We start from the raw sequence: 26,474 nt of genomic DNA, 5'->3' as shown, positions 1-26,474 counted from the left end.
GGCTGGATGCGCTGGTTCTGGCGGCAGTTGACGAGCATGCGGACCGCGCTGTTCCTGCTGCTCCTGCTGGCCGTCGCGGCCGTGCCCGGATCCCTCGTGCCGCAGCACCTCTCCGACCCGAATGGCGTCGTGGAGTGGCAGCAGAAGCATCCGACGCTGTATCCCATCCTGGACAAGCTCCAGGTCTTCGACACATACACGTCGGTGTGGTTCTCGGCCATCTACCTTCTGCTGTTCGTCTCACTCGTCGGTTGCGTTCTGCCGCGCATCAAGCACCACTTCGAGGCGCTGAAGGCGAAGCCGCCGCGAACTCCCGCGCGTCTGCAGCGCATGGCCGGATACCGGGTGCGCGTGCTGAAGGGCGCAGCGACATCCGACGGAACCCCGGTGGACACGCTGGCTGCGCGGCAGGCGGCGGTGAGCTCGGCGCAGAAGCTGCTCAAGGCATCCGGATACCGCACCGTCGTGCTCGAGACGGGAAAGGACGCATCGGTGTCGGCCGAGCGCGGATACCTGCGCGAGACCGGCAACATCGTGTTCCACGCCGCGCTGGTCGGCATCCTGCTCGCGGTCGGCGTCGGCGGCGGCTTCGGATTCACGGGTCAGCGCATCGTGGTGGACGGCCAGAGCTTCGTGAACTCGCTGGGCACCTACGACTCGTTCAACCCCGGCCGATTCGTGAACACAGACACGCTGGCTCCGTACTCCCTCCGGTTGAACAGTCTCGACGTCACATACGACACGACGAACAAGAACGCCCTCGGATCGCCGCTGGACTACACCGCCCACATGACCGCGACGGAGAACGGCTCGTCCACGTCACGCACCATCAAGGTGAACGATCCGCTCGGCATCGGCGGCACCAATGTCTACCTGCTCGGCAATGGCTACGCGCCCGTCATCACGGTGCGGAATGCCAAGGGCAAGGCCGTCTTCCACGACGCGATCCCCTTCCCGTCTCAGGACGCCAACATGACCTCGCAGGGCGTCATCAAGGTGCCGGACGGGCTGGGGGCGCAGCTGGGCATGATCGGCTTCTTCTATCCGACAGCCACGAAGCTGTCGACGGGTGCATACGCCTCGAGCTTCCCCGACACGAAGAACCCCATGCTCGGCCTCACCGTCTATGAGGGCGACCTCGGGCTCGACAAGGGCCAGCCGGTGTCGGTCTACACGCTCGACATCGACAAGATGAAGGAGCTCGCCGGGCCGGGCGCCAAGACGGCGGCGATAGATCTGAAGCCCGGCGACACCAAGCAGCTGCCGAACGGGCTCGGCACCGTCACGTTCGACGGCGTCAAGCGGTTCGCGAGCCTCGACATCCACCACGATCCGACTCAGCTGTGGGTGCTCCTGTTCGCCGTGCTCGTGCTCGGCGGCCTGCTCACCTCGCTGTTCGTGCCGCGTCGGCGGCTCTGGGTCAAGGTCATCAACCAGCCGGACGGATCGCTGCGGCTGGAGTACGCGGGACTCGCCCGCGGTGAGGATCCACGACTTGACGACGCCGTGGCATCCATCGCGGACAAGCACATCGCGCAGCTGACCGGTAAACCGGCCGGTCAGCGAACGCATCAGACGACGTAGGATTCTTCACATCGTGCTCGACACTCTCTCGCAGATCTTCATCTATGTGGCCATGGGCCTCTACGCCGTGGCGTTCATCTTCTTCGCGCTCGACCTCGCCCGTCGCAGCGCGCGCGCCACGATCCCGGCATCCGTGCCGAGTGCAGTGTCACGTCGTTCCGCCGGGGCCGAAGACGTGGTCTTCGTCGAGGCGGGAAGCGGGGAAGCGGATGCCGCAGTTTCCGCGTCTGCCGCCGTCACGGCGACCGCAGTCCTGAACCCGACCTCGACCACGACAGTCACGACATCGAGGCAGCGGTCGGGCGGATCGAACGGATCCGGCACCCTTGGCGGCGTGACTTCGCGCCTGACAGCGCGGATCGAAGACGACGTGCACGGCGACCGTGTCACCTCCACGAGCCTTCGAGTGGCGATGGTCGTCACCGTCGTGGGCTTCGCGACCCACCTCTTCGCGGATCTCTTCCGCGGCCTTGCGGCCGGTCGTGTGCCGTGGGCCAACATGTGGGAGTTCTCGATGACGGGAACGCTCATCATCGTCGGGATCTTCCTCGTGGCCAACCTGCGGTTCGACGTGCGCTACCTTGGCACGTTCGTTCTCTTCCTCGTCTGCATCCTGCTGATGATCGCGACGACGAAGTACTACGTGCCCGTCGTGCCCCTCCCGCCTGCGCTGCAGTCGTACTGGCTCGTCATCCACATCATGGTGGCGCTGCTGGCGACAGCGTTCTTCGCGCTCGGATTCGCGCTCTCGGCCGCGCAGCTCCTGCAGGTGCGGCGTGAGCACCAGGTCGCCCACGACAAGCCGACGCAGTTCCGCTTCCTGGCAACGCTGCCCAAGTCGGACACGCTGGAGAACCTGGCCTACCGCATCAACATCGTCGGCTTCATCTTCTGGACGTTCACGCTCATCGCCGGCGCCATCTGGGCGGAGAAGGCGTGGGGCCGCTACTGGGGCTGGGACACCAAAGAGGTCTGGACCTTCATCATCTGGGTCATCTACGCCGGCTACATCCACGCCCGTGCCACCCGCGGATGGCGCGGCACGCGGTCGGCGTGGCTGGCGCTCGTCGGCTTCAGCGCCGTGATGTTCAACTTCGGCGTCGTGAACGTCTTCTTCCACGGCCTGCACTCGTACAGCGGCCTCACGTCGTAGCCCGGCAGGCTAACTCGAGGTACTCACTAGTCCTTACGGTTTGTGGATCGTCGTGCTAGTCGACGACCGGGGTGGGAGAAGTCGCGAGGTCCACCTTCGTGGCCGCAGCATCCGACGGCTCGCGCCCTGCTCCGCGCCGACCTGCGACGGCGGCCACCACGATCGTCACGACCGCGAGCACCAGCAGAACCGGCCCCACGATGTCGAGTCCTCGTCGCAGTCCGAGCGCGGTGGCGAGCACGCCGAGCCCGACGGATGTCACCACCTGCCCGACATACGCGAACAGATACGCCATCGATAGCGTTCCCGCCCGATGGTGCGGTGCGGCATTCGCCGCGATCAGTCCGAGACCGCCGAGGAACAGCAGGGCGCTCGCCCCGCCGAACAGCAGTGAGGCCACGATGAAGAGCGGCAGCGAGGATTCGTAGGCACTGGCAACGAGAGCGATCACCGCCAACGCCCCGACGATGCCTCCGATGACCGCCGCAGTGCGTGCCGGTATCCGTCGCAGCGCGATGGAGACGACGCCGCTGACGGCCGAGCCGATGGCGAGCACCGCGCCGGCGACCAGCGCGTTGTCGGTGTGCAGCACGTCCTTGGCGATCTGCGCGCCCAGCGAGATGAACACCGACCCGACGGCGAAGTTCAACGTGATCGCGAACGCCGCGATGGCGAGGATGCCACGGATCGCCTTCGGTACGCGGATGGGACGCGGTCGCCACGGCGCGAGCGACTCGTCGCGCGCGTGCCGGGGCAGGAAGAGCGCCGCAGCCGCGACGAGCACGACGACTCCGAGCAGCACCCAGAAGGTGAGCGCGCGAGGCGCTGGACCGTACTGCACGAGCAGCCCGCCGACGACCGTGGCCAGCGTGAGACCGATCGCGATCGCCACCGTGTTGACGCTGCTCGCACGCTTGCCGGTTCGGTCGAGCTCGACGAGGGCGGCGCCGGCCGGGCTGAGCGAGAGTCCAACGCCCAGGCCCTGGAAGACGCGCCCGACGAACAACCACTCCACGCTCGGTGCGAGGGCGAACACGAGCACACCGATGAAGATGGAGGCGAGTCCGGCGAGGATGGCCGTACGCCGGCCGATGTGATCCGAGAGGTCTCCGAACAGCAGCAAGGCCACGATGAGCACCACCGGATATACCGCGAAGACCGACGTCGTGACAGCGGGGGAGAGCTGCCACACGTGTTCGTACAGTGGATAGACCATGGCCGGCGACCCGCTTGCCCACAGCGCGACGACGATGACGGCGGCGGCAGTCCAGAACGCGAGCGACGTACGGCGGCGGGCGCGTGCATCCTCTGCGGGGATGCCGGTGGTGCGGGGTGTGGCGTCGACTGCGGTCATGCGCTGGTCCCTTCGAAGGCGGGATCTCGTCCCGCCGTGATCGACCGGCGCCGTTGCCGCGTGTGCTGGACAACCTCCCACACACCGCCGACATTCCCTGGAGCGGAAGGTCAGGCCCTGCGGTCGGACGCCGCGTGAGACTCGAGCACGCGATACGTGCGCTCGAGGCGGGCCAGCCACCAGTCCCTGCGGTCGGCCTCCGCTGAGTGCTCGGCGAGGAGCGCTTCGTCGATGTCGACGCGACGCACGGGGATCGCGCCGTCGACCGGCGTGAGCGGCTCTCGCGTGACATCCGCTCCCAGCAACGCGGCGGTGCCGAGTCCGCAGTCGTAGTCGAGCCGCGGAACGGATGCCGCCAGCATGGCTCCCATGGCGAGCCCCACCGAGGTGTCGATCGCGCTCGACACCACGACGGGCAGCCCGGCCAACGCGGTGATCTCGAGCGCAGAACGGATGCCGCCCAGCGGCTGCGCCTTCACGATCAGCACGTCCGCAGCACCGGCCCGCGCAACGGCCAGCGGATCGGACGCCTTGCGCACGCTCTCGTCCGCCGCGATCGGGATGCCCATGTACTTCACGCGGCGGCGCACCTCGGCGAGATCCTCCACGGTCGGGCACGGTTGCTCAACGTATTCGAGATCGTACGGCGCCAGGGCGTGGATGGCGTGCTCGGCCTCGTCCACGTTCCACAGCGTGTTCGCGTCGACCCGGATGCGTCCCTCCGGTCCGAGCACCTCGCGAACGGCCGCGACGCGGTCGACGTCATCCGCGAGCTGCTGCCCGGGTTCTGCGACCTTGACCTTCGCCGTGCGGCAGCCAGGGTAGCGGGCCAGCACGGCCGCGACGTCCGCCGCGGCAACGGACGGGACAGTGGCGTTGACCGGGATGCTGTCACGCAGGACGTGCGGATCGTCGCCCCATCCGAAGTCGAGAGCGGCGGCGAGCCAAGCGGCCGCCTCCTCGTCGTCGTATTCGACGAACGGCGAGAACTCCGTCCATCCGCGTGGTCCGCGGGTCAACAGGGCCTCGCGCACGATGATTCCGCGGAACTTCGTGACCATCGGAAGTGCCACCACCCTCGCCTCCGCGAGAACATCGGCCAGCGGTGGAAGGTCGGCGTCGGGAAGTGCTGAGCGCGCGTGGTGCATGGGTACCAGTGTGCCGGTCCGAGCGTGCCGTGTCAGCGGCGGGTGCCGGCACGGGCGTTGTCAGCGGGCGGGGATGATGTGAGGCCGCGGACCCTCGAGCCGAGCCACGGCGATCTTCACCTCGATGAGTTCCCGCGTCTGGGCTTCGATCTTCGACTCGAGCGCGCGACCCTGCTCCTCGATCTTGGCGTCGAGTCGGGCGGTCTGTTGATCGATCTTGGTGTCCAGTCGAACGCCCTGTGCGTCGATCCTGGCGCCCAGCTCCCGGAACTGCGCGTCCGAGCGACGGATCATCCAACCGAACCCGCCGGCGAGCGCGATCAGCAGCCCGGCGAAGCTGATCACCGTTGTGAGCGTCTCGACGGACACGTACATGTCTCCATTCTCCCCGTAGGGTTGCGGAACTGCCAGTGAGGCTATCCGGACGGAGCCGCGCGGCGGCGTCCGCACCGAGCCTGCGCTGAAAGGACCAGGGAGAGCAGGAATGGGGACGGAGAGACGACGGCCGCAGGGTGTCACGACTTGGTGTTGCACGGCAGACTGAGTGTGGTCGCCGAGACGATGGGCGGTCCACCCCTCTCTACCCGTCGCGGAGGAATGACGATGGCACTCGACCTTGAAGCGATCTACACGGACCTGCACCGGCATCCGGAGCTGTCGTATCAGGAGCATCGCACGGCCTCGATCGTCGCCGATGCGCTCCGCGGGCTCGGTGCAGAGGTGACGGAGGGCATCGGACGCACCGGTGTCGTCGGAGTTCTCGCGAACGGCGACGGTCCGGTGGTGCTGCTGCGTGCCGACATGGACGCGCTGCCCGTTGCCGAGGAGACCGGTCTCGAATACGCGAGCACGGAGCGCGGAACCGATCCGGACGGCCACGAGGTCCCCGTAATGCACGCGTGCGGACACGATGTGCACGTCACCTGCCTGCTCGGTGCCGCGGAGGCGCTCGTCGGCTCGCGGTCCGAGTGGAGTGGCACCGCGGTCTTCCTGTTCCAGCCGGCCGAAGAACTCGGATCCGGTGCACTCGAGATGATCGCGGACGGACTCTACGATCGCGTTCCGAAGCCCGACATCGTTCTCGGCCAGCACGTCGGCCCCGCTCCTGCCGGAATCGTCGGCGTCCACGCCGGTCCCGCGTTTGCGGCCACTGACGACGTGAAGATCACTCTTCACGGGGAGGGCGGACACGGGTCACGTCCGGAGGCGACCGTGGATCCGGTGGTGATGGCGGCAGCGACGGTGATGCGGCTGCAGACCATCGTGTCCCGCGAGGTCGCAGGGGGTGAGACGGCGGTGGTCACGGTCGGAACGATGCATGCCGGCACGAAGGTCAACATCATCCCGCCGGATGCCACGCTCGGCATCAACATCCGCACCTACGACACCGACGTGCGAGACCGCGTCGTGTCCGCGATCACGCGGATCGCGAATGCGGAGGCTGCGGCATCCGGAGCACCGAAGGCGCCGGACGTCGAGACGACCGACTCGTTCCCCGTGCTGTACAACGACGAGGCGGCGACGGAACGCACGCTCGGGGCCTTCCGCACGGCGTTCGGCGCCGAGCGTGTGCTCGACCCTGGTCGGGTCACCGGAAGCGAAGACGTCGGTGCACTCGCCACCGCGGCCGATGCACCCATCGTGTACTGGATCCTCGGCGGGCTTGACCCCTCGCTTTTCACCAAGGGACTGGCGAACGGGACGACGGATGCCGACGTCCCGTCGAACCACTCGCCGCACTTCGCGCCGCTGATCCATCCGACGCTCGAGGTGGGTGTCCAGGCGCTGGTCGTTGCGGCGAGGGAGTGGCTGGGGTAGCGCGCACTCCTAGGCTTGAAGCCATGACCCAGCAGCAGCAGATTTCCGAGCTGTTCGACGCGAACGAGTGGGTGCAGGCACCCGTCGGTGCCGCGTTCACCGACATCACGTACCACCTGTCGAACGACGGACGCATCGCCCGCATCGCATTCAACCGTCCCGAGGTGCGCAACGCGTTCCGTCCGCACACTGTCGACGAGCTGTACACGGCGCTCGACGACGCCCGTCAGAATCCGCGGATCGGCGTCGTGCTGCTCACCGGCAACGGCCCCAGCCCGAAGGACGGCGGCTGGGCCTTCTGCTCCGGTGGCGACCAGCGCATCCGAGGGCGCGACGGCTACAAGTACAGCGACTCGGAGACATCGATCGTGGACGGTGCAGGGGGCACTGCCGACCGGTCGGGATCCCACGCGGCCGTCGGTCGCCTGCACATCCTCGAGGTGCAGCGGCTCATCCGGTTCATGCCCAAGGTCGTCATCGCCGTCGTTCCCGGCTGGGCAGCGGGCGGCGGTCACTCATTGCACGTGGTCTGCGACCTCACCATCGCGAGCGCCGAGCATGGCAAGTTCAAGCAGACGGATGCCGACGTCGGCTCCTTCGACGCCGGTTACGGCAGCGCGTACTTCGCCCGTCAGATCGGCCAGAAGTTCGCTAGGGAAGTGTTCTTCCTGGCTCAGGAGTACTCGGCGCAGCGGGCGTACGAGATGGGTGCGGTCAACGCTGTCGTGCCGCACGCCGAGCTGGAGAAGACGGCACTGACCTGGGCGCGGACCATCCTCGGCAAGTCGCCAACGGCCATCCGCATGCTCAAGTTCGCGTTCAACGCCGTCGATGACGGCATGGTCGGCCAGCAGGTGTTCGCAGGAGAGGCGACCCGGCTGGCATACGGCACGGACGAGGCCGTCGAGGGTCGCGACGCCTTCCTCCAGAAGCGCGATCCGGACTGGGCGCCGTTCCCCTGGCAGTACTGACCGCCGCGTTTCCGCCACGGGTGCGTGGTGAAAACAGCAGGGGGCTCGGACTGTGCTGCAGAGCAGGCGTTCGCGGGCCGGACTAGCGTTGAACCGTGACCCGCGCCCTCTCCGTGATCGATGCCGGCGATCCGCATGCGGTGTATCTGGCCCTGCGTGACGCGCTGACCGGCGACGGTCCGGCGGTGCTCCCCCGTCAGCACACGGTCGCGGCGGGTGCCCCGGGTGGGCGGGCTGCAGAACAGAAGCCGGCGCCCAGGGCGGCGCATGAAATGCCGGAAGCCCGGGTCCCGACATCCGTGCCGCGCAATGTGGCCCTCGTCGTCGAGACGTCCGGCTCCACCGGCGCCCCGAAGCGGGTCGCACTCGGTGCGGATGCGCTGCTCGCCAGCGCCGCGGCATCCGCAGGCGCCATCGGCGGACAGCAGCCGGGTACCGCGCAGTGGCTGCTCGCCCTGCCCGCGCACTACATCGCCGGTGCGAACGTGCTCGTGCGATCCATCACGGCGGGGACCGACCCGATCATTCTGCCGCCCGGCCATTTCGATCCCGCCGCGTTCTGCGTCGCCGCCGACACGCTCGCCGCCGACCAGTGCTTCACGTCGCTCGTGCCCGTGCAGCTCGCACGCCTTCTCGACGCCGCGACGGATGCCGCCTCCCGCGGCGACCACGCCATGCTGACGACCCTGCGGCGCTTCGACGCACTTCTCATCGGCGGGCAGGCGCTTCAGCCGGCGCTCCGCGAACGCGCCCTGGATGCCGGCCTGCGGATAGTGCGCACCTACGGGTCCAGCGAGACAGGCGGCGGATGCGTCTACGACGGAGTCCCGATCGGCACGGTCGTCGCTCGCGAGGTCGACGGTCGCATCGAGCTTGCCGGACCCGTGCTGGCCGAGGGATACCTGGATGCCGACGGCACCCTCGACCGCGACCGCACGGATGCCGCGTTCCACACCGCTGACGGCCTGCGCTGGTACCGCACCGGCGACCTCGGATCGGTGGATGCCGACGGCCGGCTGTCCGTCACAGGTCGTGCCGACAACGTGATCATCTCCGGCGGAGAGAAGGTGTCTCTGGATGCCGTCGAGCGAGCCGTTCGCGCGCATCCGGGATTCGGGGAGGCCGTCGTGGTCGCCGCGCCGAGCGTGGAATGGGGCCAGGTTCCCGTTGTCGTCGTCGCCGGCGAGCCCGCGCTCTCGCTCGCCGAACTCCGATCCGCCGTGCAGGCGGGTCTCGGTCACGCGGCTGCACCGGCACGTGTCATCGCGGTGGAGACTCTGCCGTTGCTGGCATCAGGCAAACCGGACAGAATCACACTCACCGCGCTCGCCGGCGGCTGACCCCATGCCGATTCTGCGTCCGACGACACAGTGCGGTGCACGAGTTGCGGTGCATGGCTGTGACGGGCATAACCACGATCGATATCATTCCGCCTTGTGAGTAGCAGCGCGCGCAATCGACCGAAGCCCAAGTCCAAGCGCAAGGGCGGGCATCCGGCGGGCCGACGTGGGGCCGTCGCACCGGCGACATTCCGTGACTGGGTCGGCGGCGCGCGCCTTCGGACCCTGCCGCTCGCGATCGCACCCGTGCTCGTGGGCACCGGTGCTGCCGTCACGGCGACCAGCCCCGAGGTGTTCCACTGGATCCGCGCGCTGCTCTGTCTCGCCGTCGCCCTGTGCCTGCAGATCGGCGTGAACTACGCGAACGACTACTCCGACGGCATCCGCGGAGCGGATGCCTACCGCGTCGGCCCGAGCCGCCTCACCGGATCCGGCAAGGCCAAGCCGCACCGCGTGCTTGCTGTTGCCCTCGTCTTCTTCGGCCTCGGCGCGATCGCGGGGATCCTGCTCGTCGTCGCCTCGCAGCAATGGTGGCTGCTCATCGTGGGCGCGGTCGCGATCGCTGCAGCGTGGTTCTACACCGGCGGCAAGCATCCGTACGGCTACTACGGCCTCGGCGAGGTGTTCGTCTTCGTCTTCTTCGGCCTCGTCGCCACGGCCGGCACCATGTTCGTGCAGGTCCTCAACGTGTCGCAGGTTGCCTGGCTCGGCGCAGTCGGTGTCGGGCTCTTCGCCTGCGCCGTGCTGATGGTCAACAACATCCGCGACATCGATGCCGACCGCCAGGCGGGCAAGCGCACCCTCGCCGTGCTCGTCGGACGCACCTGGGGACGAGTCCTCTACACGATCTTCGTGGTCGTGCCGTTCCTGATCCTCGCCCTGGTCAGCCTGCTCTACACGCTCGGCTGGCTCGGATTCTTCACGCTCATCGCCGCACTGCCCGCGATCGTCATCACGATCTTCGCGCGCACGCCTCGGGAGCTGATCATCGCGCTGCAGCTCACCTCGATCAGTGCACTTCTCTACGCGGCGTTCTTCGGGATGGCGCTGGCGCTCTCGCCACTGTGATTTTTGCGCGCCGGAGGACCGACGGTCGAGACGACCGTCGGCGCTGGCGTCGCGGCGGAGGCCAGAAATGGCCTCCGCTCTCAGCTCCAGCGCGCCCGCCCGGCGCGCCGCAGTCGGCTTGATGAATGGTTGCGTTTGTCGCGGCGTGCACGCCGCCGCGACGTGGAGCGTGTTGCGTTGGTGAGGGAACGGTAGGCGCGGTATCGCCGTGACTATTTCGGCTTGTCCGCCGCATCGTTCGCGGCGTCGACCGCGGCGTCCTCCACCTCGTCGTCGAGAGTCGGCTTCGCCTCGGTGCGCTCACGCTTGCGTGCGGCAGCCAGCTGCTCGGCGACGCTCTCCCGGGGACCGCGCAGGAACAGGTACGACAGGCAGAATCCGATGACGACGGATGCCACTGCCGAGACGATCCACAAATCCGCCGGCAGCACGAGCAGCAGCACCACCAGCGGAACGGCGATGAAGAGCAGCCGCAACACGGTGTAGGTGAGCCAGGCCGGAATGCGTTTCACCGTTCAAGTGTAGGGACGCGGACGCGGTGAGGGCGCTGTGAAGCGCACGGCGCCCGCCCGGAACGTGCCGGGAGGACCGGGATCGCGCGCGGAGGAATCGCAGGGAAGGAACGGGCCGGCACGACACGGCCGAGTGGATGCCGACGCCCTCGGACCGAGGTCTCGGCGGCACCTCACAGGACCGACCCGGTGCCGCCGGGTTAACATGGCCACATGATTCGCGTGTGGCTCGTCGTCGGAGTCATCGCCGCGCTCTTCTACATCTTCTCGATCGTGGATTGCGCGCTGGCGGAACGCGAACGCGTGCGAGGACTGCCGAAGGCGGCGTGGATCCCGATCGTCATCGTGTTCCCGCTGATCGGCGGAATCCTGTGGTTCCTGATCGGACGGCCTCGCCGCGGAACGGCATCCGGTCGCCGGATCGTCGCCCCTGACGACGATCCCGACTTCCTGCGCAAAGTGGAACGCGACAGGCGCGATCAGGAGCGCATCCGTCGGCTCGAGCAGGAGCTCGCCGACCTCGACGACACGAAGAAGCGCCCAGGCGATTCCGACGGCCGCCGGGATGCCTGAGTCCGCCCAGCGACGCGCGGAACCCATCCCGACCGGCAATCCCGCGACTGACGCCGCCGTCTCCCTGCTCATCCGTCTCGTCGCGGTTGGGCTGCGGCACGTCGTGCTGGCTCCCGGATCCCGATCCCAGGCGCTTGCGCTCGTCGCCGCCGAGCTCGAACGGATCGGCGCGATCGAGCTCCACGTGCGTCTGGATGAGCGCGTCGCCGGTTTCCTCGCGCTCGGGCTGGCGGCGGAATCCGGGCTCCCGGCCGCGATCGTGACGACGAGCGGCACGGCGACGGCGAATCTGCTCCCCGCCGTGCTCGAAGCGCACCACTCCAACCTGCCCATGCTCGTGCTGACGGCGGATCGGCCGAGCGAGCTGCGCGGCATCCGCTCCAACCAGACCACCGTGCAGGCCGGCATGTACGGAGGCGCGGTGCGCAGGGCGCTCGACGTCGATGCACCCACCAGCGCCGAGGGCGAAGCGGATGCCTACGCCGACCTCGCCGCACAGGCGTGGTCCGCTGCGGTCGACGAGTCCGGGCCGGTGCACCTCAACCTCGCCTTCCGCGAACCGCTGTCCGTTGCGGTGCCCGACCTGTCCGCTGCGGTCGCCGTGATGACCGCCGAGCGTGCAGGAACGGAAGCGGCCGGGACTTGCCCGAGCGCGCCGACCGCCGTCTCGTCCGACCGTCAGCACCTCTCGCTGGCACCCGGCGTCCGCACCGTCGTGATCGCGGGCAACGCGGCCGGACCCGAGGCCGAGGAGCTCGCGCGCGATGGCGGCTGGCCGCTGCTAGCCGAGGCGTCGAGCGGCGCGAGGTTCGGTCCGAATCTCGTGGTGCGCTACCGGGACCTGCTGCGTGAAGCGGAGTTCGGTGGTGCCGTCGAACGCGCCGTCGTGTTCGGGCATCCGACGCTCAGTCGCGAGGTGCCAGCACTGCTGAAACGTGGGGATGTCGAGGTCGTCGTCGTCGCGCCGATCGGTGAGGACGTGTACGACCCGGCGCGATCCGCGCGGATCGTCGGATCCGTCGACGCGAGGAACGCGGACCCGCGCGACCGGGACGCCAGAGCGTGGGTCGGACGCTGGGTCTTCGCCAGCAGAGCGCTCCTCGAGGAGGAGGCACAGGCATCCGCGGATCACGTCGCGCCCGACGTCGAGGCCGGACGCTCGCACTCGCCTGAGCAGCGACTCGCGTTCGCGAAGACGGAGTTCGCTGCAGTACGCGCTCCCATCACGCGGCGCATGCTCGCCGAGGCGCTCTGGCGCTTCACGTGGCCGCACGACCGACTCGTGCTGGGGGCGTCGCGGCTGATCCGCGATCTCGATTCCGTCGTGCCTGGCAAGAAGATCCGCGTGCACTCCAACCGCGGGCTCGCGGGCATCGACGGCACGATCGGCACGGCGATCGGCATTGCGCTGGCCGCCCAGCCCGTCGGCTCCGAGGTGCCGGCCGGAACGACGCGCGTGCTGCTCGGCGACCTCGCGCTGCTGCACGACGCGGGGTCGCTCCTGTTCGGCGAGGGTGAGCGGCGCCCCACCGTGCAGGTCGTCGTCGGCAACGACGGCGGCGGAACCATCTTCGACTCGCTCGAGGTGGCGCAGACCGCACCGCCGGCCGCCCTCCGCCGCGTGCTCACGACACCGCAGAACGTCGAGCTCCAGGCTCTCGCCGAGGCCTATGGTTGGAGCTACCGTCGGGCGGGGACCCGCGGCGAACTGGACCAGGCGCTGTCGGCACCGCCGGCCGGAACGAGCATCCTCGAGGTGCCGCTGCCCCGGTGACGCGGATGCGCCACGGCGTCCCGAACGACACGAGGAGCATCGTGGCCCACAACGGCGTGCATCACCGCAACCTGTGGATCGTCGATCCGTCCCTCCGGCTCGCCGCCCGTGACGGCTTCGAGTTGTCGCGGTGGGCGACGGATGCCCGACCCGGCTTCGAGGGATCCCGCAAGTCCGGCAAGCGGGCGCTGCGCGGAGCATCCGCGGAGCTCGCCGAGCTGCAGGAACGGCTGTACGCGTCGGGCGTCGACGGCGGACGCGACGCCGTGCTGCTGGTGCTGCAGGGAATGGACACGGCGGGGAAGGGCGGCATCGTCGGGCACGTCGTCGGCGCGGTGAATCCGCAGGGCGTGCACTACACGGCGTTCAAGAAGCCCACGGACGACGAGCTGGCGCACGACTTCTTGTGGCGCATCCGTCCGCACGTTCCCGGCCCGGGGATCATCGGCGTCTTCGACCGGTCGCACTACGAAGACGTGCTGATCGGACGCGTGCGCGGCCTCGCATCGCCCGAGGAGATCGAGCGCCGCTACGGCGCGATCAACGAGTTCGAACGTGAGCTGGTCGAGGGCGGAACACGCATCGTCAAGGTGATGCTGCACGTCGGATTCGACGAGCAGAAGCGTCGCCTGATGCACCGACTCGACCGGCCCGACAAGTATTGGAAGTTCAACCCGGCAGACGTCGACGAGCGGGCGCTGTGGCCCGAGTACCAGCACGCCTACCAGGCGGCCATCGAGCGCACGTCGACGGATCACGCCCCGTGGTACGTCGTGCCGTCGGACCACAAGTGGTACGCACGCCTCGCCGTGCAGCAGCTGCTCATCGACGCCCTGCACGGGCTGCACCTCGGCTGGCCGCCCGCTCGGTTCGACGTGGATGCGCAGCGCGAGCGCCTGCAGAGCCTGACGGTGCGCTGACCATCGCTACCGCCGGTTCAGCACCGGCCGCTGGTTGAGCTTGTCGAAACCAGCTCGATCTATCCTGACTTCCCCGGAACCTGGCTGTGGTGTCCCCCGCACAGGGTGAAAGTCCCGCTCAGCGCGGTGGATCCTCCTCTCCGGCGTGAGGCTGATGAGACGTTCACGCGTCGTGCCGGCACGTTCGCACGGCTCGATCACGCGATCATCGACGGCGCCACAGGAGGCAGAAACATGCAACAGAACGACGCGACAGAGGCGATCCGCGGGCAGCAGGCATCCTTGCGCGACGTGCTGCCGTTCGACGACACCAAGGACTTCGAAGCTGTGAGCCGCGGCTTCCTCGGCACACTGAGCCCGGCCGTGGTCAAGGACGACGACGGCAAGGTCGTCTGGGATGCCGACAGCTACGACTTCCTGCAGGGTGACGGTCCCGAGACGGTGAACCCGAGCCTGTGGCGACAGTCGTCGCTGGTCGCGAAACACGGTCTGTTCGAGGTCGTCCCCGGCATCTACCAGGTGCGCGGACTGGATCTCTCGAACGTCAGCTTCGTCGAGACGGACAACGGTGTGATCGTCATCGATCCGCTGATCTCGAAGGAGACCGCAGCGGCCGCGCTGGCGCTCTATCGAGAGCACCGCGGAGAGCGCCCCGTGAAGGCAGTCATCTTCACGCACAGCCACATCGACCACTTCGGCGGTGTGCTCGGGATCATCACCAAAGAGGAGCTCGCCTCGGGCGCCGTCCAGGTGATCGCACCAGAGCACACGGTTGCGCAGGCCGTCGCAGAGAACGTGTACGCGGGCACCGCGATGGGGCGTCGCGCGGGCTACATGTACGGCGCAGCGCTGGATCGGGGGCCGAGGGGAGCAGTCGGTGCCGGACTCGGTCAGACGACCTCGACCGGTCACGCCGGCATCGTGCCGCCGACCATCGAGGTCTCGAAGACCGGCGAGAAGCACACCGTCGACGGGCTCGAGATCGAGTTCCAGATGGCGCCGGGCACCGAGGCACCCGCCGAAATGCACTTCCTGTTCCCGAAGTACCGGGCACTGTGCATGGCCGAGAACGCCACGCACACGCTGCACAACCTGCTCACCCTTCGCGGTGCGCTGGTGCGCGACCCGCACGTGTGGTCCAGGTATCTCACGGAAGCCATCGCCCGGTACGGCGACAGCACCGACGTGGTGTTCACGTCGCACCACTGGCCGACGTGGGGCAACGCGGAGATCCGCGAGTTCCTCGGGTTGCAGCGCGATCTCTACGCGTACCTGCACGACCAGACGCTGCGGATGCTCAACCAGGGCATGACCGGCGCCGAGATCGCCGAGGAGATCACGTTGCCGCCCGCGCTCGAGAACGCCTGGCACGCGCGCGGATACTACGGCAGCGTGAGCCACAACGTGAAGGCCATCTACCAGCGGTACATGGGCTGGTTCGACGGCAACCCTGCCCGGCTCTGGCCGCACCCGCCGAAGGCTCTCGCCGAACGGTACGTGGCGGCGATCGGCGGCGTGGATCGCGTCGTGGAGCTCGCGCAGACGGCCTACGACTCAGGCGACTTCCGCTGGGCGGCGACACTGCTCGACCACGCTGTGTTCGCCGACACCGAGAACACGGCGGCGCGGACACTGTACGCGGACACGCTGGAACAGCTCGCCTACGGCGCGGAGAACGGCACGTGGCGCAACTTCTTCCTGTCGGGCGCGACCGAGCTGCGCGAAGGGAACTTCGGCACGCCGACCCAGACGAACGCGCCGGAGATCCTCGCACAGCTCACACCCGAGCAGCTGCTCGACTCGATCGCGATCTCGGTGGACGGCCCGAAGGCGTGGGATCTCGACCTCGTCCTCGACATCACGCTCACGGACGAGTCGCGCAACTTCCGCGTGACACTGCACAACGGTGCGCTCGTGTATCTGGAGACGACGGCGGATCCTTCAACAGCCGGCGTCACGCTCGAGCTGACCAAGCCGCGGCTGCTCGCGCTGGTCGGAGGCGACCAGCAGAGTCCCGGTGTCGCGATCTCGGGCGACTCCGGAGTGCTGACGTCGCTGACGTCGGTGCTCACTCAGGGCGACCCTGCGTTCAACATCGTGATTCCGTAGAAGCGGATGGCCCGTGGCTGAGCGAGAGGCGCCCGTCGCGCAGGCACCCGTGCCGGAGACCGTCGACCGGAGATCCAGGCGGGATCGTGTTCAGGAGATCGTCGCGGTCTTCATGCTGTCGATCATGGCTGTCGCCACGGCGTGGTGTGGATTCGAGTCCTCCAAGTGGAGCGGCGCGATGTCCATATCCTTCAGCCAGGCGTCCAGCGCCAGGGTCAAGTCCTCCGAGTACGCCAGTGAGGCGCGGGATGCCCGGCAGTTCGATCTCTCGGTCTACACCCAGTGGGTGCTGGCGAAGGCGAATGGGGAGACCGCGCTCGCCGAGTACATCCAGGAGCGCTTCTCGACTCAGTTCGCCCTCGCGTTCGACGCCTGGACGAAAGAGGGCATGAAGGAGAACTCACCGCTGACGAACAAGGCCTACATTCCGCCGGGGACGGCACAGGCGGCGCACTGGAGTCGAGTCGCCGACACCAGGTACGACCAGGCGTTGACCGACAACGCCAGGGGTGATCAGTATTCGCTTCTGACCGTGCTCTTCGCGCTCGTGCTCTTCCTCACGGCCATGTCCCAACGCGACATCACCAAGTGGGGGAGCCTGACGCTGCTCGGGCTGGGCGGCATCGCCGCCATCGCCGGAATCGTGCTGATGTTCAGCTACCCGATCCTGGTGTAGGAGGCGGAGTCCGGTCGCGGACGAGCTATCCGAACGCTTCGGTGATCGGCCGGAACTTCATCTTCGTCTCGGCCAGTTCACGCTCGGGGACGGAGTCGCCCATGATGCCGCATCCGGCATACGCGGTGATGTCGCCGGTCGCCTTGACCTGGGCACCGCGCAGTGCGATCGCCCACTCGCCGTCGCCATCCGCTCCGATCCATCCGACGGGACCTGCATAGCGCTCGCGGTCGAAGGGCTCGAGCTCGCGGATGAGCTGCAGCGCGGCATCCGTCGGCGTTCCGGCGACAGCTGCCGTCGGGTGAAGGGCGGCGACGAGGTCGAGGGATCCGGATCCGTCTCCGAGCGTGCCGGACACGTCCGTCGCGAGGTGCCAGAGGTTGGGGAGCTTGAGCGTGAACGGGCTGCGGCTCGACTCGAGCGCCGAGGTGTGCGGCGTCAGCGCCGTGAGCACGCTGCGAACGGCCACCGCATGTTCCTCGAGATCCTTGCGGCTGGCGAGAAGGCCGTCGGCGGACTCACGGTCGGATGCCGCGTCCCGTCCGCGCTCGCCGGTTCCGGCGAGCACGCGTGCATCCAGCGTTCCGTTGTGCACACGCACGAGTGTCTCGGGACTCGATCCGAGCATGCCGTCGACGGCATATGTCCAGCACTCGGGATATCCGAGCGCGAGCTCCACCAGCGCGCGACGCACATCGGATTCGACGGGCAGGTGGGCGCGCAGATCGCGTGCCAGCACGACCTTCTCCAGGTCGCCGCTCTGAATGCGCTGAACGGCCACCGCTACCGCGCGCTTGTACGCCTCGCGGGTCAATGCACCGGGCAGCATCGTGAGGCGGTATTCGGCGCCGAACGGCTGCGGATGCGGCACCCCGGGAAGCGTCTGAGACCCGGAGGGCCGGATGCGCGTGATCCAGGCGCGTCCGCTCCGGCGTCCGATCACGACCTCCGGCACGATCAGAACGCTCGTCGCCGCACTCTCGTCGTCGAACGCGAACGTGCCGAACGCGACGAGGCCTGTGCCCGGCATCCGTACGGAGTCGGCGACGGTGGATGCGGCGGCGAGCTGCTTCCATGCCGCGGATGCCTGGGCGATGCGTCCCGGCCCGTGGAACTGAAGACGCAGGGCCTCCCCGACGCCTGCGATGCCTTCTCCCTTGCGCAGCCACACCAGAGGAGTGTGCGCGTCGGTGAAGGGGAGGATGTGTCGGACGTCGTCGAGTGGGGTGGTCTCGACCGTCAACGCCTGTACTCGGGTCGCGGTTACGGTCACGTCTCAAGCGTACGACCGCGCCCTGGGCACGGCCTTATCGCACACTGGACGTCTGCTCACCACGACGCGAGATCGCCGAGCGGCGGCCGTCGCTCGCGGCGTGCCGGTCATGGGCCGAGCCGCCGGTAGGGTGTGCACGACCCGACCCGACCCGACCCGCGACTCGAAGGAGAGTCCTGTGGCACCCGAATCCGTTCGCTCCAGGCACGTTCCGGAGCGGGAGCTCACGACCGCGACCGACCTCTGTCTTCGCAACGGCCGCCTCAATCCGGATGCCGTCGGCTGGTCCCGCATCCCCCTTCTGAACACGGACGGCATCGGCCGCGGCGGCTACGCCTGGGGTCGCAACAAGCGCTGGGAGTACTGGGGGATCACCACGTCGACGCACCTCGTCGGTCTCACCGTCTCCGCCATCGACTACGCCGGAGTGCACGAGCTGTGGGTCTTCGATCGCACGACGGGGGAGGCGATCCCGACGAACGCGGTCGTGCCGTTCGGGCGAGGCGCCGAGCTTCCCGGAACACTGGGTGCCGGCCCCGCACGCGCCGTTGCGAAGGTGCGCGGCGGCGAGCTGCGGATCGACATCCGCGAGGAGGAGAGCGGAACGCGACTGACGGCATCCGCTCCTCGGGTGTCGATCGACGTCGTTGCGACCAGGCCCGACGGGCGCACGCTGGCCGATCACGAGGCGATGGGCGTCGTCGTGCCGTGGAGCAAGCGACTGTTCCAATACACGGTGAAGGATGTCGACCGTCCGGCGATCGGCACGATCACGGTCGACGACGTTGAGCATCCGGTGCCGCCAGGCGAGTCATGGGCCGTGCTGGATCACGGTCGCGGACGCTGGCCGTACAGCGTCGCGTGGAACTGGGGCGCGGCATCCGGGTACGTGGGCGAGGGATCCGAGCGCCGACGTGTCGGAGTGCAGCTCGGCGCGAAATGGACCGACGGCACGGGGTCGACGGAGAACGCGCTGACCGTCGACGGGCGCGTGCACAAGCTCAGCGAGGAACTGGTCTGGGAGTACTCGACGGATGACTGGATGCGGCAGTGGCGCATCCACGGAGAACGGGTGGATGCCACCTTCACCCCGTTCCACCTGAAGCAGTCGGCGACGCAGCTCGGGATCATCGCCTCGAACACCCACCAGTGCTTCGGTCACTACTCGGGCTGGATCGCCACCGACGACGGACGCCGCCAGTCCATCGACGGCCTCCTCGGCTGGGCGGAGGACGTGCACAACCGCTGGTAGGAGTCCGTAAGCTTGACCGGGTGAGAAGGGCCGACCTGAGCAAGCAGCCGTCGGACGTCGCCGCGATGTTCGACGAGGTCTCCGTCGCCTACGACCGTACGAACACGGTGCTCTCCGTCGGCAACGCGACTCTGTGGCGCATCGCCACCACGCGTGCCGTCGACCCGAGGCCCGGCCAGCTCATCCTCGACGTCGCAGCGGGAACCGGAACATCCAGCGCTTCCCTCGCCCGTTCGGGGGCTCGCGTTGTCGCCGCAGACTTCTCGCCTGGCATGATCGCCGTCGGCAAGCATCGTCAGGCCGGCAATCCGAACATCGAGTTCGTGCAGGCCGACGCCATACAGCTCCCGTTCGACGACGACAGCTTCGACGCCGTCACCATCTCGTTCGGGCTGCGCAACATCGTCGATCCGGATGCAGCGCTCGCCGAATTCTTCCGCGTGACGAAGCCGGGGGGCAGGGTCGTGGTCTGCGAGTTCTCGCGGCCGCCGGCATCCGTCATCCGCTCCGCCTACTACTCCTACCTGCGCTACGGCATGCCGGTGTTCGCCCGGCTCGCTTCGTCGAACCCGGTCGCGTACGCGTACCTCATGGAGTCGATCCGCGACTGGCCGGACCAGCAGACGTTGGCGCACATGATCAGCAGCGCGGGGTTCGAGCGCGTCGCGTACCGCAACCTCACGGCAGGGATCGTCGCGCTGCACCGCGGCTTCGTGCCGGAGCCGACCCGCGTCCCAACGGGCGCAGAGCCGGCGAGCGTCCGCACGTCGGACTCCGAACCGAAGGGTGACCAGTAGTGCCTTCGCTGCCTCTCGTGCGACGCGGTACCACGCTGTCGAGCCAGATCGGCTTCACCGAACGACTCTTCGCCTCCGGCAAGGACAAGCGGATGGCCGCGCGCATCGACGCCGGCCTGGACCTCGTCGAAGACGGCCTGCGCGAGCAGGTGAAGTACGCCGATGAGCTCGCGGATGTCACGGCCCGCTACCTCCTGAACGCCGGCGGCAAGCGCGTGCGCCCCATGCTCACGCTGCTCACCGCGCAGCTCGGTGATGGCGCGACGCCGGAGGTGATCACGGCTGCGCAGGCAGTGGAGATCACGCACCTTGCATCGCTCTATCACGACGACGTGATGGACGACGCGCAGACCAGGCGCGGGGTGCCGAGCGCTCAGCACGTGTGGGGCAACTCCGTCGCCGTGCTCACGGGTGATCTGCTGTTCGCGCGCGCCAGCCAGCTCGTCGCGAGCCTCGGCGAGGGCGCCATCCGCATCCAGGCAGACACGTTCGAACGCCTCTGCCTGGGCCAGCTGCACGAGACGGTCGGCCCGAACGAGACCGATGATCCGATCGAGCACTACATCGGCGTGCTCGCCGACAAGACAGGGTCGCTCATCGCGGCCGCAGCCCAGATGGGCGTGATGTTCTCGGGGGCTCCCGCCGAGTACATCGCCCCCGTGATGGAGTTCGGCGAGAAGGTGGGCGTCGGATTCCAGCTCGTCGACGACGTGATCGACCTTTCCGGCACGGATGCCGAGACGGGCAAGACGCCGGGAACGGACCTGCGCGCCGGCGTGGCGACCCTCCCTCTGCTCAAGCTGCGGAAGCGGGCATCCGAGGGTGACGCCGACGCGACGGCCCTGCTCGAACGGCTCGAGACCGAGGTGCTCGGAGCACCGGACGACAAGGATGTGAGTGGCGCGGTCGCCGCGCTGCGGGAGCATCCTGTCACCCAGGAGACCCTCGACGAGGCGCACCGCTGGGCCCGCGAGGCGGTCGAGGCGATCGCTCCGTTACCTCAAGGGTCGGTCAAGAATGCTCTGACCAGATTCGCGGATACCATCGTGGAGCGATCCAGCTGACCCGCGCCCCGAACTGAACGGATGCCGGCATGCACTACAGCAGCGCACTGCACGGGCGCTCGGCGCGCCGGGACGACGCATCGGATCAGCACAGCGACCACGAGTACGACGAAGGGGATACCGTCATGACCAAACTCCGCCTGGCCATCGTGGGAGCCGGTCCTGCCGGCATCTACGCGGCAGACATCCTGCTCAAGGCGGAGCGCGAGTTCGACGTGTCGATCGACCTGTTCGACCAGTTGCCCGCGCCCTACGGCCTCGTGCGTTACGGCGTCGCGCCCGACCACCCGCGCATCAAGGGCATCATCACCGCGCTGCGCGAGGTGCTCGACCGTGGCGACATCCGCATCTTCGGCAACGTGCGTTTCGGCACCGACATCACGCTCGACGACCTCAAGCACCACTACAACGCGGTCATCTTCGCGACGGGTGCCATCCGCGATGCCGGCCTCGATCTCCCGGGTATCGGCCTCGAGGCGTCGTACGGCGCGGCCGACTTCGTCAGCTGGTACGACGGCCACCCCGACTTTCCGCGCACCTGGCCGCTCGACGCCGAATCCGTCGCGGTCATCGGCAACGGCAATGTGGCGCTGGATGTCGCGCGCATCCTCGCGAAGCACGCCGACGACCTGCTCCCCACCGAGATCCCCGCCAACGTCTACGAGGGCCTGAAGGAGTCCCCGGTCACGGATGTACACGTCTTCGGCCGTCGCGGACCGACCTCGGTCAAGTTCACACCGCTGGAGTTGCGCGAGCTGGGTGAGCTGCGCGACGTGGACATGATCCTCTACGAGGAGGACTTCGACTACGACGACCATGCACGCGAAGTGATCGCCGGCAACAAGCAGGTGCTGGTCATCGACCGTGTGCTGCAGCAGTGGCGGCAGCGGGAGGTGGGGCAGGCATCCCGTCGCCTCCATCTGCACTTCTATGCTCGTCCGGTCGAGTTCGTCGACGACGGCAATGGCCGGGTGGCAGCCATCCGCTACGAGCGCACGGCTCCCGACGGGCAGGGCGGCGTCGTCGGCACGGGCGAGATCCGCGAGATCCCGGTGCAGGCCGCGTACCGCGCCGTCGGATACTTCGGGTCGCCGCTGGACGGCGTCCCGTTCGACGAGCACCACGGAGTGATTCCGAACCACGAGGGCCAGGTGCTGCACACCGAGGACAACACGCAGTTCTACGGCGTGTACGCCACCGGATGGATCAAGCGCGGTCCCGTCGGCCTCATCGGCCACACCAAGTCGGACGCCATGGAGACGGTCTCGCACCTCATCAACGATCTCGGCAACTGGTGGACGCCGGCGGATCCGTCCGAGCAATCGGTCGTCGAGCTGCTGAAGTCGCGCGGCGTCGAGTACACGAACCTCGACGGATGGCACAACCTCGACGCGTTCGAGCAGGCGCTCGGAGCGGAGCAGGGCCGCGCTCGCATCAAGGTGGTGCCGCGCGACGAAATGGTCCGCGCCTCCAACCACCCAGAGGTGTCGGTCGCGAACTGACCGCGCCGGACGCTCGGCGCTCCCGCTTCATCCGCGATCGACAAGCGCCAGAGTTCGGCACTCCCGCTTCGCCCGCGATCGATAACTGCGCGGAGTTTCGGCTTGTGCGCCACCTTTCCCGGCGCAGAAGCCGAAGGGTGGCGCAATCGCTGGGTACCCGGTCGCGCCTAGGCTTTCCGCATGGGGGAGTGGGTGCCGGACGTCCTCGGCCGCCCGTTCGAGCAGCGAACACTGCCGCTCGGAGCGGAGGCCGGCGGCGTGGGTCGTCGTGAGCTCGTCGCCACGATCGTGCGATACCGCAGACCGCCACGGATCGTGCCGTTTGCACCCGCGCGCGGTGTCGACGTGCTCTACGTGCACGGATGGTCGGACTACTTCTTCCAGACGGAGCTCGCCGAGTTCTGGTGGCGGCAGGGCGCCCGGTTCTTCGCGCTCGACCTGCGAAGGTACGGCCGCAGCCTGCGCGAGGGTCAGACCCCCGGATACGTCACCGACCTCGAGACCTACGATCAGGACATCGCGGCCGCACTCGCGGCGATGGGCCACACGCTGGATCCGTCCGACCGCTCCCGCCGGCGCCTCCTGCTCATGGGGCACTCAACGGGCGGACTCACGCTCAGCCTGTGGGCGGCGCGGCACCGAGGCGCGGCATCCGCTCTCGTGCTCAACAGCCCGTGGCTCGAGTTCCAGACCGGGGCCTTGGGGCGTGACATGATCCAGCCGCTGATCGAACTGCACGCCAAAGTCTCGCCCCGTGGACGCATGCCCGTTGTCGACCTCGGCTTCTACACGCGTTCGGTCTCGGCGACCGAGCAGGGCGAGTGGACGTACAACCTCGACTGGCGCCCCGAACGAGGCTTCGCGCTGCATCCCGCCTGGCTGCGCGCGGTGCTCGCCGGTCACGGACGCGTCGCCAACGGTCTGCAGCTCGAGATCCCCGTGTTCACGATGCTGTCCGCGCGCTCGGCCATCTCACCGACGTGGAGTGAGGCGATGCTGCACAGCGACGTCGTGCTCGACGTCAACGAGATCGCCGAGCGGGCGACGAGACTCGGGTCGGCGGTCACCGTGCGTCGCTTCGATGGCGCACTGCACGACATCCTGCTGTCGCAGAAATCGATCCGGCAGGATGCCTACACCGCGCTCGAGCACTGGCTCGGCTACGCGCTGCGCTGACGTGCGATGCGCGACCCGAACGCGATACGGGACATTCGGAACGCCGAGCGGATGTCCGCCGCCAATGGCACCCTGTCCTGATTCGTGACGCGCGCTTCGTCAGACCGGCGCGGCGGCGCAGCGCATCGTGAGCATCAGGGTTCCTGCATCGTCGCCGAGCTCGAACTGGACCGAGACGGATCCGAGCTCACCCAGCCGCGAGACGTGCGTTCCGCCGCAGGCGATGCGAGCGGATGCCTCCGGCAGCTCGCACACCCAGTACCTCGGGTCCCCGAGACCGTCGCCGTCCCGCTCGATGTGCACCGCGGCATCCGTCGCCACCCACTGGGCGAGCGCGGCGGCCGTGATCTCCGTGAGTGCGGTCAGCGACTCTGCAAGGCCATCCGTGGCGAATCCCTTGCGCCGCAGCGACTTGTTGAGACGGAACACGTCAACGGATCCGTTCGGCACGATCGTCGACGACTGGATGGCCTCGTGGTCGAAGTCCGGCCGGCCGAGGGCATCCTCGCGGGCCGGTTTGCTCCACCGATCGGCCAGCGCGGCGTTCAGCGCGAGCGACGCCAGGTGGCAGAGGGTGTGTCCGACGGACAGCGCACGACGGTGGCGTTCGTCGACGGCGACCACCGCCTCGTCGCCGACGGCGATGCGGCTGGGTGTCTCGAGAACATGCGCGACCACGAACGCCCAACCCTCCGTGCCGCGGCGCACGGGGATCTCGTCCCCGATGAACAGGCCCGTTCCGTCCGTCGCTGCCACGACGACGTCGAGCAGGGGCAGCTCCCGCTCGTCGACGAGGATCGTGCCGCGATCCGGCCCCTGATCGGGCCATGCACGATCGATGGGATGCGCCGGCGTGCGATCCAGAAGGACCACCTCATGCCCGTCGCCGTACGGCTGAACGTGCAGCACGACGGCGCCGGCGCGCAACGACTCCGCGTTTGCTGTGGGATACAGGACGACCGTGTCGGTCGAAGGCAGCGGCATCCGATCAGCGGAAGTTCACGAACTGCAGGTCGACGTCGACGTCGGCCTTCTTCAGCAGCGCGATCGTGGACTGGAGGTCGTCGCGGCTCTTCGAGGAGACGCGCACCTCGTCGCCCTGGATCTGGCTCTTCACCGACTTGGGTGCCTCATCGCGGATCAGCTTGTTGATCTTCTTGCCCGCCTCCTGGTCGATGCCCTGCTTGAGGGCGATCTCCAGGCGGAACTCCTTGCCGCTGGCATACGGATCGCCGGCATCCAGGCTCTTCAGCGAGATGCCGCGCTTGATGAACTTCGACTCAAGAACGTCGAGGATCGCCTTCACCCGTTCCTCGCTGTTCGCCTTCAGCAGGATCTTCTCGCCGCTCCACTCCACGGACGCCCCGACGTTCTTGAAGTCGTAACGCTGGTCGACCTCTTTGCGCGCCTGGTTGACCGCGTTGTCGGCCTCCATCTTGTCGACCTTGCTGACGACGTCGAACGACGAATCTGCCATGACCTGCGCTCCCTCGAGTGGTGGGTTTGTCTGCAAGCGAGTTTAAGACGTCGGCTCTTCGCGGTCGAAGCCTCACGGACGGGGCGCCACGCGCCGGTGACACCCCGCGCCCCCTATGCTGGCCGCGTGACCCACGACTTCGGCGTCCTCGCCGCGACCGGATCCGACGTGACCCCCTGGCTCATCGTCGCCGGCATCATCGTGTTGCTCGGCGTGATCGCGCTCGTCGTGGCGGGCATCATTCGCTCACGCCGCGCCGAGCGCCAGGTCGAGAACGCCGCCGAAGCGGTGGCCGACGCGGGCGGCACGCTGCCCGAGCCGGACCCCAATGCGCCGGCATCCGACGAGACGATCCTCGACGAGGCTGCAGACCTGAACGGAGCGGATGCCGCTCCCGCCGACACCGCACCGCCGGCGGCAGCACCACCGGCCGCGGAGCCGTCGTCTGAACCGCCGGCCCCGGAGCCCCCGTCGTCTGAACCACCGACCGACGGAGAACCGCCCCGGATCTGACGCCGTTCCGCCGTGTCATCAACGTCGCCGGCACGGCGTGGATGCTTGACGGATGCCTCGATTTCACCGGATGCCGGTGCGTAGGTATTCTTAGTGAGCGCCTTCGGTCAGGTGATCACATGTGGTCGGGAGCGCCAAGGCAGGTTACCCAAGCGGCCAAAGGGATCTGACTGTAAATCAGCCGGCTTAGCCTTCGGGGGTTCGAATCCCTCACCTGCCACCGCATCCAACACCCCGAGAACCCAGTACACACATGGGAACTCGGGGTGTTGTCGTCTCTGCGGCGGGTGTGTTTGCGGCTTATCGGCCAAAAAGAGTGGATGGGTTCGGGCGTGTTCGTTTAGTGGACGTGTCCTGATCGGGTCCAGAGGCCTTCTTCTGCGGTGGGGCTTGTGTCGTAGACGATGTGGCTGAGTTGGT

At 68.1% G+C, this 26,474-nt stretch carries 24 protein-coding genes and 1 tRNA gene; 18 read left to right on the top strand and 7 right to left on the bottom strand.

Annotated features, from left to right (window positions below):
* Window positions 1–6: 6 nt before the first annotated feature.
* Together resB and ccsB are read left to right on the top strand one after the other, a co-directional pair.
* Complete coding sequence (gene resB / locus ACX9R5_RS00125; RefSeq protein WP_459409002.1) at window positions 7–1,584, top strand: cytochrome c biogenesis protein ResB; 1,578 nt, start codon at window positions 7–9, stop codon at window positions 1,582–1,584.
* Between the two features lie 52 nt (window positions 1,585–1,636).
* Window positions 1,637–2,737, top strand: a complete 1,101-nt coding sequence (ccsB, locus tag ACX9R5_RS00120) for a c-type cytochrome biogenesis protein CcsB (RefSeq protein WP_459409001.1) — start codon at window positions 1,637–1,639, stop codon at window positions 2,735–2,737.
* 55 nt (window positions 2,738–2,792) lie between these two features.
* Here ccsB and ACX9R5_RS00115 read toward each other — a convergent pair whose 3' ends face one another.
* From ACX9R5_RS00115 to ACX9R5_RS00105, 3 genes are all read right to left on the bottom strand, one after another.
* Window positions 2,793–4,091, bottom strand: coding sequence for an MFS transporter (locus ACX9R5_RS00115; RefSeq protein WP_459406977.1), 1,299 nt, complete (start codon window positions 4,089–4,091; stop codon window positions 2,793–2,795).
* Between the two features lie 110 nt (window positions 4,092–4,201).
* The gene (locus ACX9R5_RS00110; RefSeq protein ID WP_459406976.1) at window positions 4,202–5,239 is read right to left on the bottom strand and encodes an o-succinylbenzoate synthase; all 1,038 of its coding nucleotides are present in this window, start codon (window positions 5,237–5,239) and stop codon (window positions 4,202–4,204) included.
* A gap of 60 nt (window positions 5,240–5,299) precedes the next feature.
* Window positions 5,300–5,614 (bottom strand): response regulator, encoded by a 315-nt coding sequence (locus ACX9R5_RS00105; RefSeq protein WP_459406975.1) that lies wholly within the window; start codon window positions 5,612–5,614, stop codon window positions 5,300–5,302.
* A gap of 228 nt (window positions 5,615–5,842) precedes the next feature.
* Between ACX9R5_RS00105 and ACX9R5_RS00100 the strand changes: the two genes are divergently transcribed.
* The 4 genes from ACX9R5_RS00100 to ACX9R5_RS00085 all read left to right on the top strand — a co-directional run bounded on the left by ACX9R5_RS00100 (window position 5,843) and on the right by ACX9R5_RS00085 (window position 10,436).
* Entirely contained in the window at window positions 5,843–7,057 is a 1,215-nt protein-coding gene (locus ACX9R5_RS00100; protein WP_459406974.1) for an amidohydrolase, read from the top strand.
* A 23-nt stretch (window positions 7,058–7,080) separates the two neighbouring features.
* The gene (locus ACX9R5_RS00095; protein ID WP_459406973.1) at window positions 7,081–8,028 is read left to right on the top strand and encodes a 1,4-dihydroxy-2-naphthoyl-CoA synthase; all 948 of its coding nucleotides are present in this window, start codon (window positions 7,081–7,083) and stop codon (window positions 8,026–8,028) included.
* Window positions 8,029–8,123: 95 nt separating this feature from the next.
* Complete coding sequence (locus ACX9R5_RS00090; protein ID WP_459406972.1) at window positions 8,124–9,368, top strand: AMP-binding protein; 1,245 nt, start codon at window positions 8,124–8,126, stop codon at window positions 9,366–9,368.
* Between the two features lie 96 nt (window positions 9,369–9,464).
* Entirely contained in the window at window positions 9,465–10,436 is a 972-nt protein-coding gene (locus ACX9R5_RS00085; RefSeq protein WP_459406971.1) for a 1,4-dihydroxy-2-naphthoate polyprenyltransferase, read from the top strand.
* Between the two features lie 212 nt (window positions 10,437–10,648).
* Here ACX9R5_RS00085 and ACX9R5_RS00080 read toward each other — a convergent pair whose 3' ends face one another.
* Window positions 10,649–10,948 carry a DUF4229 domain-containing protein gene (locus tag ACX9R5_RS00080; protein WP_459406970.1) on the bottom strand — a complete coding sequence of 100 codons (300 nt, stop codon included), beginning with the start codon at window positions 10,946–10,948 and terminating at the stop codon, window positions 10,649–10,651.
* 213 nt (window positions 10,949–11,161) lie between these two features.
* On the opposite strand from ACX9R5_RS00080, the gene ACX9R5_RS00075 reads away from it, so the two are divergent.
* The 5 genes from ACX9R5_RS00075 to ACX9R5_RS00055 all read left to right on the top strand — a co-directional run bounded on the left by ACX9R5_RS00075 (window position 11,162) and on the right by ACX9R5_RS00055 (window position 17,000).
* On the top strand, window positions 11,162–11,521 hold the full coding sequence (locus tag ACX9R5_RS00075) for a PLD nuclease N-terminal domain-containing protein (protein ID WP_459406969.1): 360 nt from the start codon (window positions 11,162–11,164) through the stop codon (window positions 11,519–11,521).
* The gene (gene menD, locus ACX9R5_RS00070; protein WP_459406968.1) at window positions 11,514–13,295 is read left to right on the top strand and encodes a 2-succinyl-5-enolpyruvyl-6-hydroxy-3-cyclohexene-1-carboxylic-acid synthase; all 1,782 of its coding nucleotides are present in this window, start codon (window positions 11,514–11,516) and stop codon (window positions 13,293–13,295) included. Before ACX9R5_RS00075 ends, menD begins: the two co-directional genes overlap by 8 nt.
* 41 nt (window positions 13,296–13,336) lie before the next feature.
* Window positions 13,337–14,215 (top strand): PPK2 family polyphosphate kinase, encoded by an 879-nt coding sequence (locus tag ACX9R5_RS00065; RefSeq protein WP_459406967.1) that lies wholly within the window; start codon window positions 13,337–13,339, stop codon window positions 14,213–14,215.
* 234 nt (window positions 14,216–14,449) lie between these two features.
* Window positions 14,450–16,324 carry an alkyl/aryl-sulfatase gene (locus ACX9R5_RS00060; RefSeq protein WP_459406966.1) on the top strand — a complete coding sequence of 625 codons (1,875 nt, stop codon included), beginning with the start codon at window positions 14,450–14,452 and terminating at the stop codon, window positions 16,322–16,324.
* Window positions 16,325–16,337: 13 nt separating this feature from the next.
* Window positions 16,338–17,000 (top strand): hypothetical protein, encoded by a 663-nt coding sequence (locus tag ACX9R5_RS00055; RefSeq protein WP_459406965.1) that lies wholly within the window; start codon window positions 16,338–16,340, stop codon window positions 16,998–17,000.
* A 25-nt stretch (window positions 17,001–17,025) separates the two neighbouring features.
* On the opposite strand, the gene ACX9R5_RS00050 is transcribed toward ACX9R5_RS00055, so the two are convergent.
* Window positions 17,026–18,273 (bottom strand): isochorismate synthase, encoded by a 1,248-nt coding sequence (locus ACX9R5_RS00050; protein WP_459406964.1) that lies wholly within the window; start codon window positions 18,271–18,273, stop codon window positions 17,026–17,028.
* 178 nt (window positions 18,274–18,451) lie between these two features.
* Between ACX9R5_RS00050 and ACX9R5_RS00045 the strand changes: the two genes are divergently transcribed.
* From ACX9R5_RS00045 to ACX9R5_RS00025, 5 genes are all read left to right on the top strand, one after another.
* Window positions 18,452–19,525, top strand: a complete 1,074-nt coding sequence (locus ACX9R5_RS00045; protein ID WP_459406963.1) for a DUF2804 domain-containing protein — start codon at window positions 18,452–18,454, stop codon at window positions 19,523–19,525.
* Between the two features lie 20 nt (window positions 19,526–19,545).
* Entirely contained in the window at window positions 19,546–20,322 is a 777-nt protein-coding gene (locus tag ACX9R5_RS00040; RefSeq protein WP_459406962.1) for a demethylmenaquinone methyltransferase, read from the top strand.
* Window positions 20,322–21,386 carry a polyprenyl synthetase family protein gene (locus tag ACX9R5_RS00035; protein WP_459406961.1) on the top strand — a complete coding sequence of 355 codons (1,065 nt, stop codon included), beginning with the start codon at window positions 20,322–20,324 and terminating at the stop codon, window positions 21,384–21,386. Before ACX9R5_RS00040 ends, ACX9R5_RS00035 begins: the two co-directional genes overlap by 1 nt.
* 125 nt (window positions 21,387–21,511) lie before the next feature.
* Window positions 21,512–22,888 carry an FAD-dependent oxidoreductase gene (locus ACX9R5_RS00030; protein ID WP_459406960.1) on the top strand — a complete coding sequence of 459 codons (1,377 nt, stop codon included), beginning with the start codon at window positions 21,512–21,514 and terminating at the stop codon, window positions 22,886–22,888.
* 180 nt (window positions 22,889–23,068) lie between these two features.
* Window positions 23,069–24,064, top strand: coding sequence for an alpha/beta hydrolase (locus ACX9R5_RS00025; protein WP_459406959.1), 996 nt, complete (start codon window positions 23,069–23,071; stop codon window positions 24,062–24,064).
* Between the two features lie 99 nt (window positions 24,065–24,163).
* Here ACX9R5_RS00025 and ACX9R5_RS00020 read toward each other — a convergent pair whose 3' ends face one another.
* Window positions 24,164–25,048 carry a metal-dependent hydrolase gene (locus ACX9R5_RS00020; RefSeq protein WP_459406958.1) on the bottom strand — a complete coding sequence of 295 codons (885 nt, stop codon included), beginning with the start codon at window positions 25,046–25,048 and terminating at the stop codon, window positions 24,164–24,166.
* Between the two features lie 4 nt (window positions 25,049–25,052).
* Entirely contained in the window at window positions 25,053–25,541 is a 489-nt protein-coding gene (locus ACX9R5_RS00015; RefSeq protein WP_459406957.1) for a YajQ family cyclic di-GMP-binding protein, read from the bottom strand.
* A gap of 126 nt (window positions 25,542–25,667) precedes the next feature.
* Here ACX9R5_RS00015 and ACX9R5_RS00010 point away from each other — a divergent pair, with 126 nt between their 5' ends.
* Both ACX9R5_RS00010 and ACX9R5_RS00005 read left to right on the top strand, forming a co-directional pair.
* Entirely contained in the window at window positions 25,668–26,054 is a 387-nt protein-coding gene (locus ACX9R5_RS00010) for an LPXTG cell wall anchor domain-containing protein (protein ID WP_459406956.1), read from the top strand.
* 138 nt (window positions 26,055–26,192) lie between these two features.
* Window positions 26,193–26,274, top strand: a tRNA-Tyr gene (locus ACX9R5_RS00005).
* Window positions 26,275–26,474 lie beyond the last annotated feature (200 nt).

Source organism: Rathayibacter sp. CAU 1779 (assembly GCF_054551755.1).
The sequence above is the reverse complement of the archived record's forward strand: the minus strand, read 5'-3'. Positions and strand labels throughout refer to the sequence as shown.

Coding starts and splice junctions, on each gene's coding strand:
- ACX9R5_RS00100 (WP_459406974.1), top strand. CDS start 5,843: ATGGCACTCGACCTTGAAGCGATCTACACGGACCTGCACCGGCATCCG.
- resB (WP_459409002.1), top strand. CDS start 7: ATGCGCTGGTTCTGGCGGCAGTTGACGAGCATGCGGACCGCGCTGTTC.
- ACX9R5_RS00025 (WP_459406959.1), top strand. CDS start 23,069: ATGGGGGAGTGGGTGCCGGACGTCCTCGGCCGCCCGTTCGAGCAGCGA.
- ACX9R5_RS00030 (WP_459406960.1), top strand. CDS start 21,512: ATGACCAAACTCCGCCTGGCCATCGTGGGAGCCGGTCCTGCCGGCATC.
- ACX9R5_RS00095 (WP_459406973.1), top strand. CDS start 7,081: ATGACCCAGCAGCAGCAGATTTCCGAGCTGTTCGACGCGAACGAGTGG.
- ACX9R5_RS00020 (WP_459406958.1), bottom strand. CDS start 25,048: ATGCCGCTGCCTTCGACCGACACGGTCGTCCTGTATCCCACAGCAAAC.
- menD (WP_459406968.1), top strand. CDS start 11,514: ATGCCTGAGTCCGCCCAGCGACGCGCGGAACCCATCCCGACCGGCAAT.
- ACX9R5_RS00015 (WP_459406957.1), bottom strand. CDS start 25,541: ATGGCAGATTCGTCGTTCGACGTCGTCAGCAAGGTCGACAAGATGGAG.
- ACX9R5_RS00105 (WP_459406975.1), bottom strand. CDS start 5,614: ATGTACGTGTCCGTCGAGACGCTCACAACGGTGATCAGCTTCGCCGGG.
- ccsB (WP_459409001.1), top strand. CDS start 1,637: ATGGGCCTCTACGCCGTGGCGTTCATCTTCTTCGCGCTCGACCTCGCC.
- ACX9R5_RS00075 (WP_459406969.1), top strand. CDS start 11,162: ATGATTCGCGTGTGGCTCGTCGTCGGAGTCATCGCCGCGCTCTTCTAC.
- ACX9R5_RS00115 (WP_459406977.1), bottom strand. CDS start 4,091: ATGACCGCAGTCGACGCCACACCCCGCACCACCGGCATCCCCGCAGAG.
- ACX9R5_RS00060 (WP_459406966.1), top strand. CDS start 14,450: ATGCAACAGAACGACGCGACAGAGGCGATCCGCGGGCAGCAGGCATCC.
- ACX9R5_RS00110 (WP_459406976.1), bottom strand. CDS start 5,239: ATGCACCACGCGCGCTCAGCACTTCCCGACGCCGACCTTCCACCGCTG.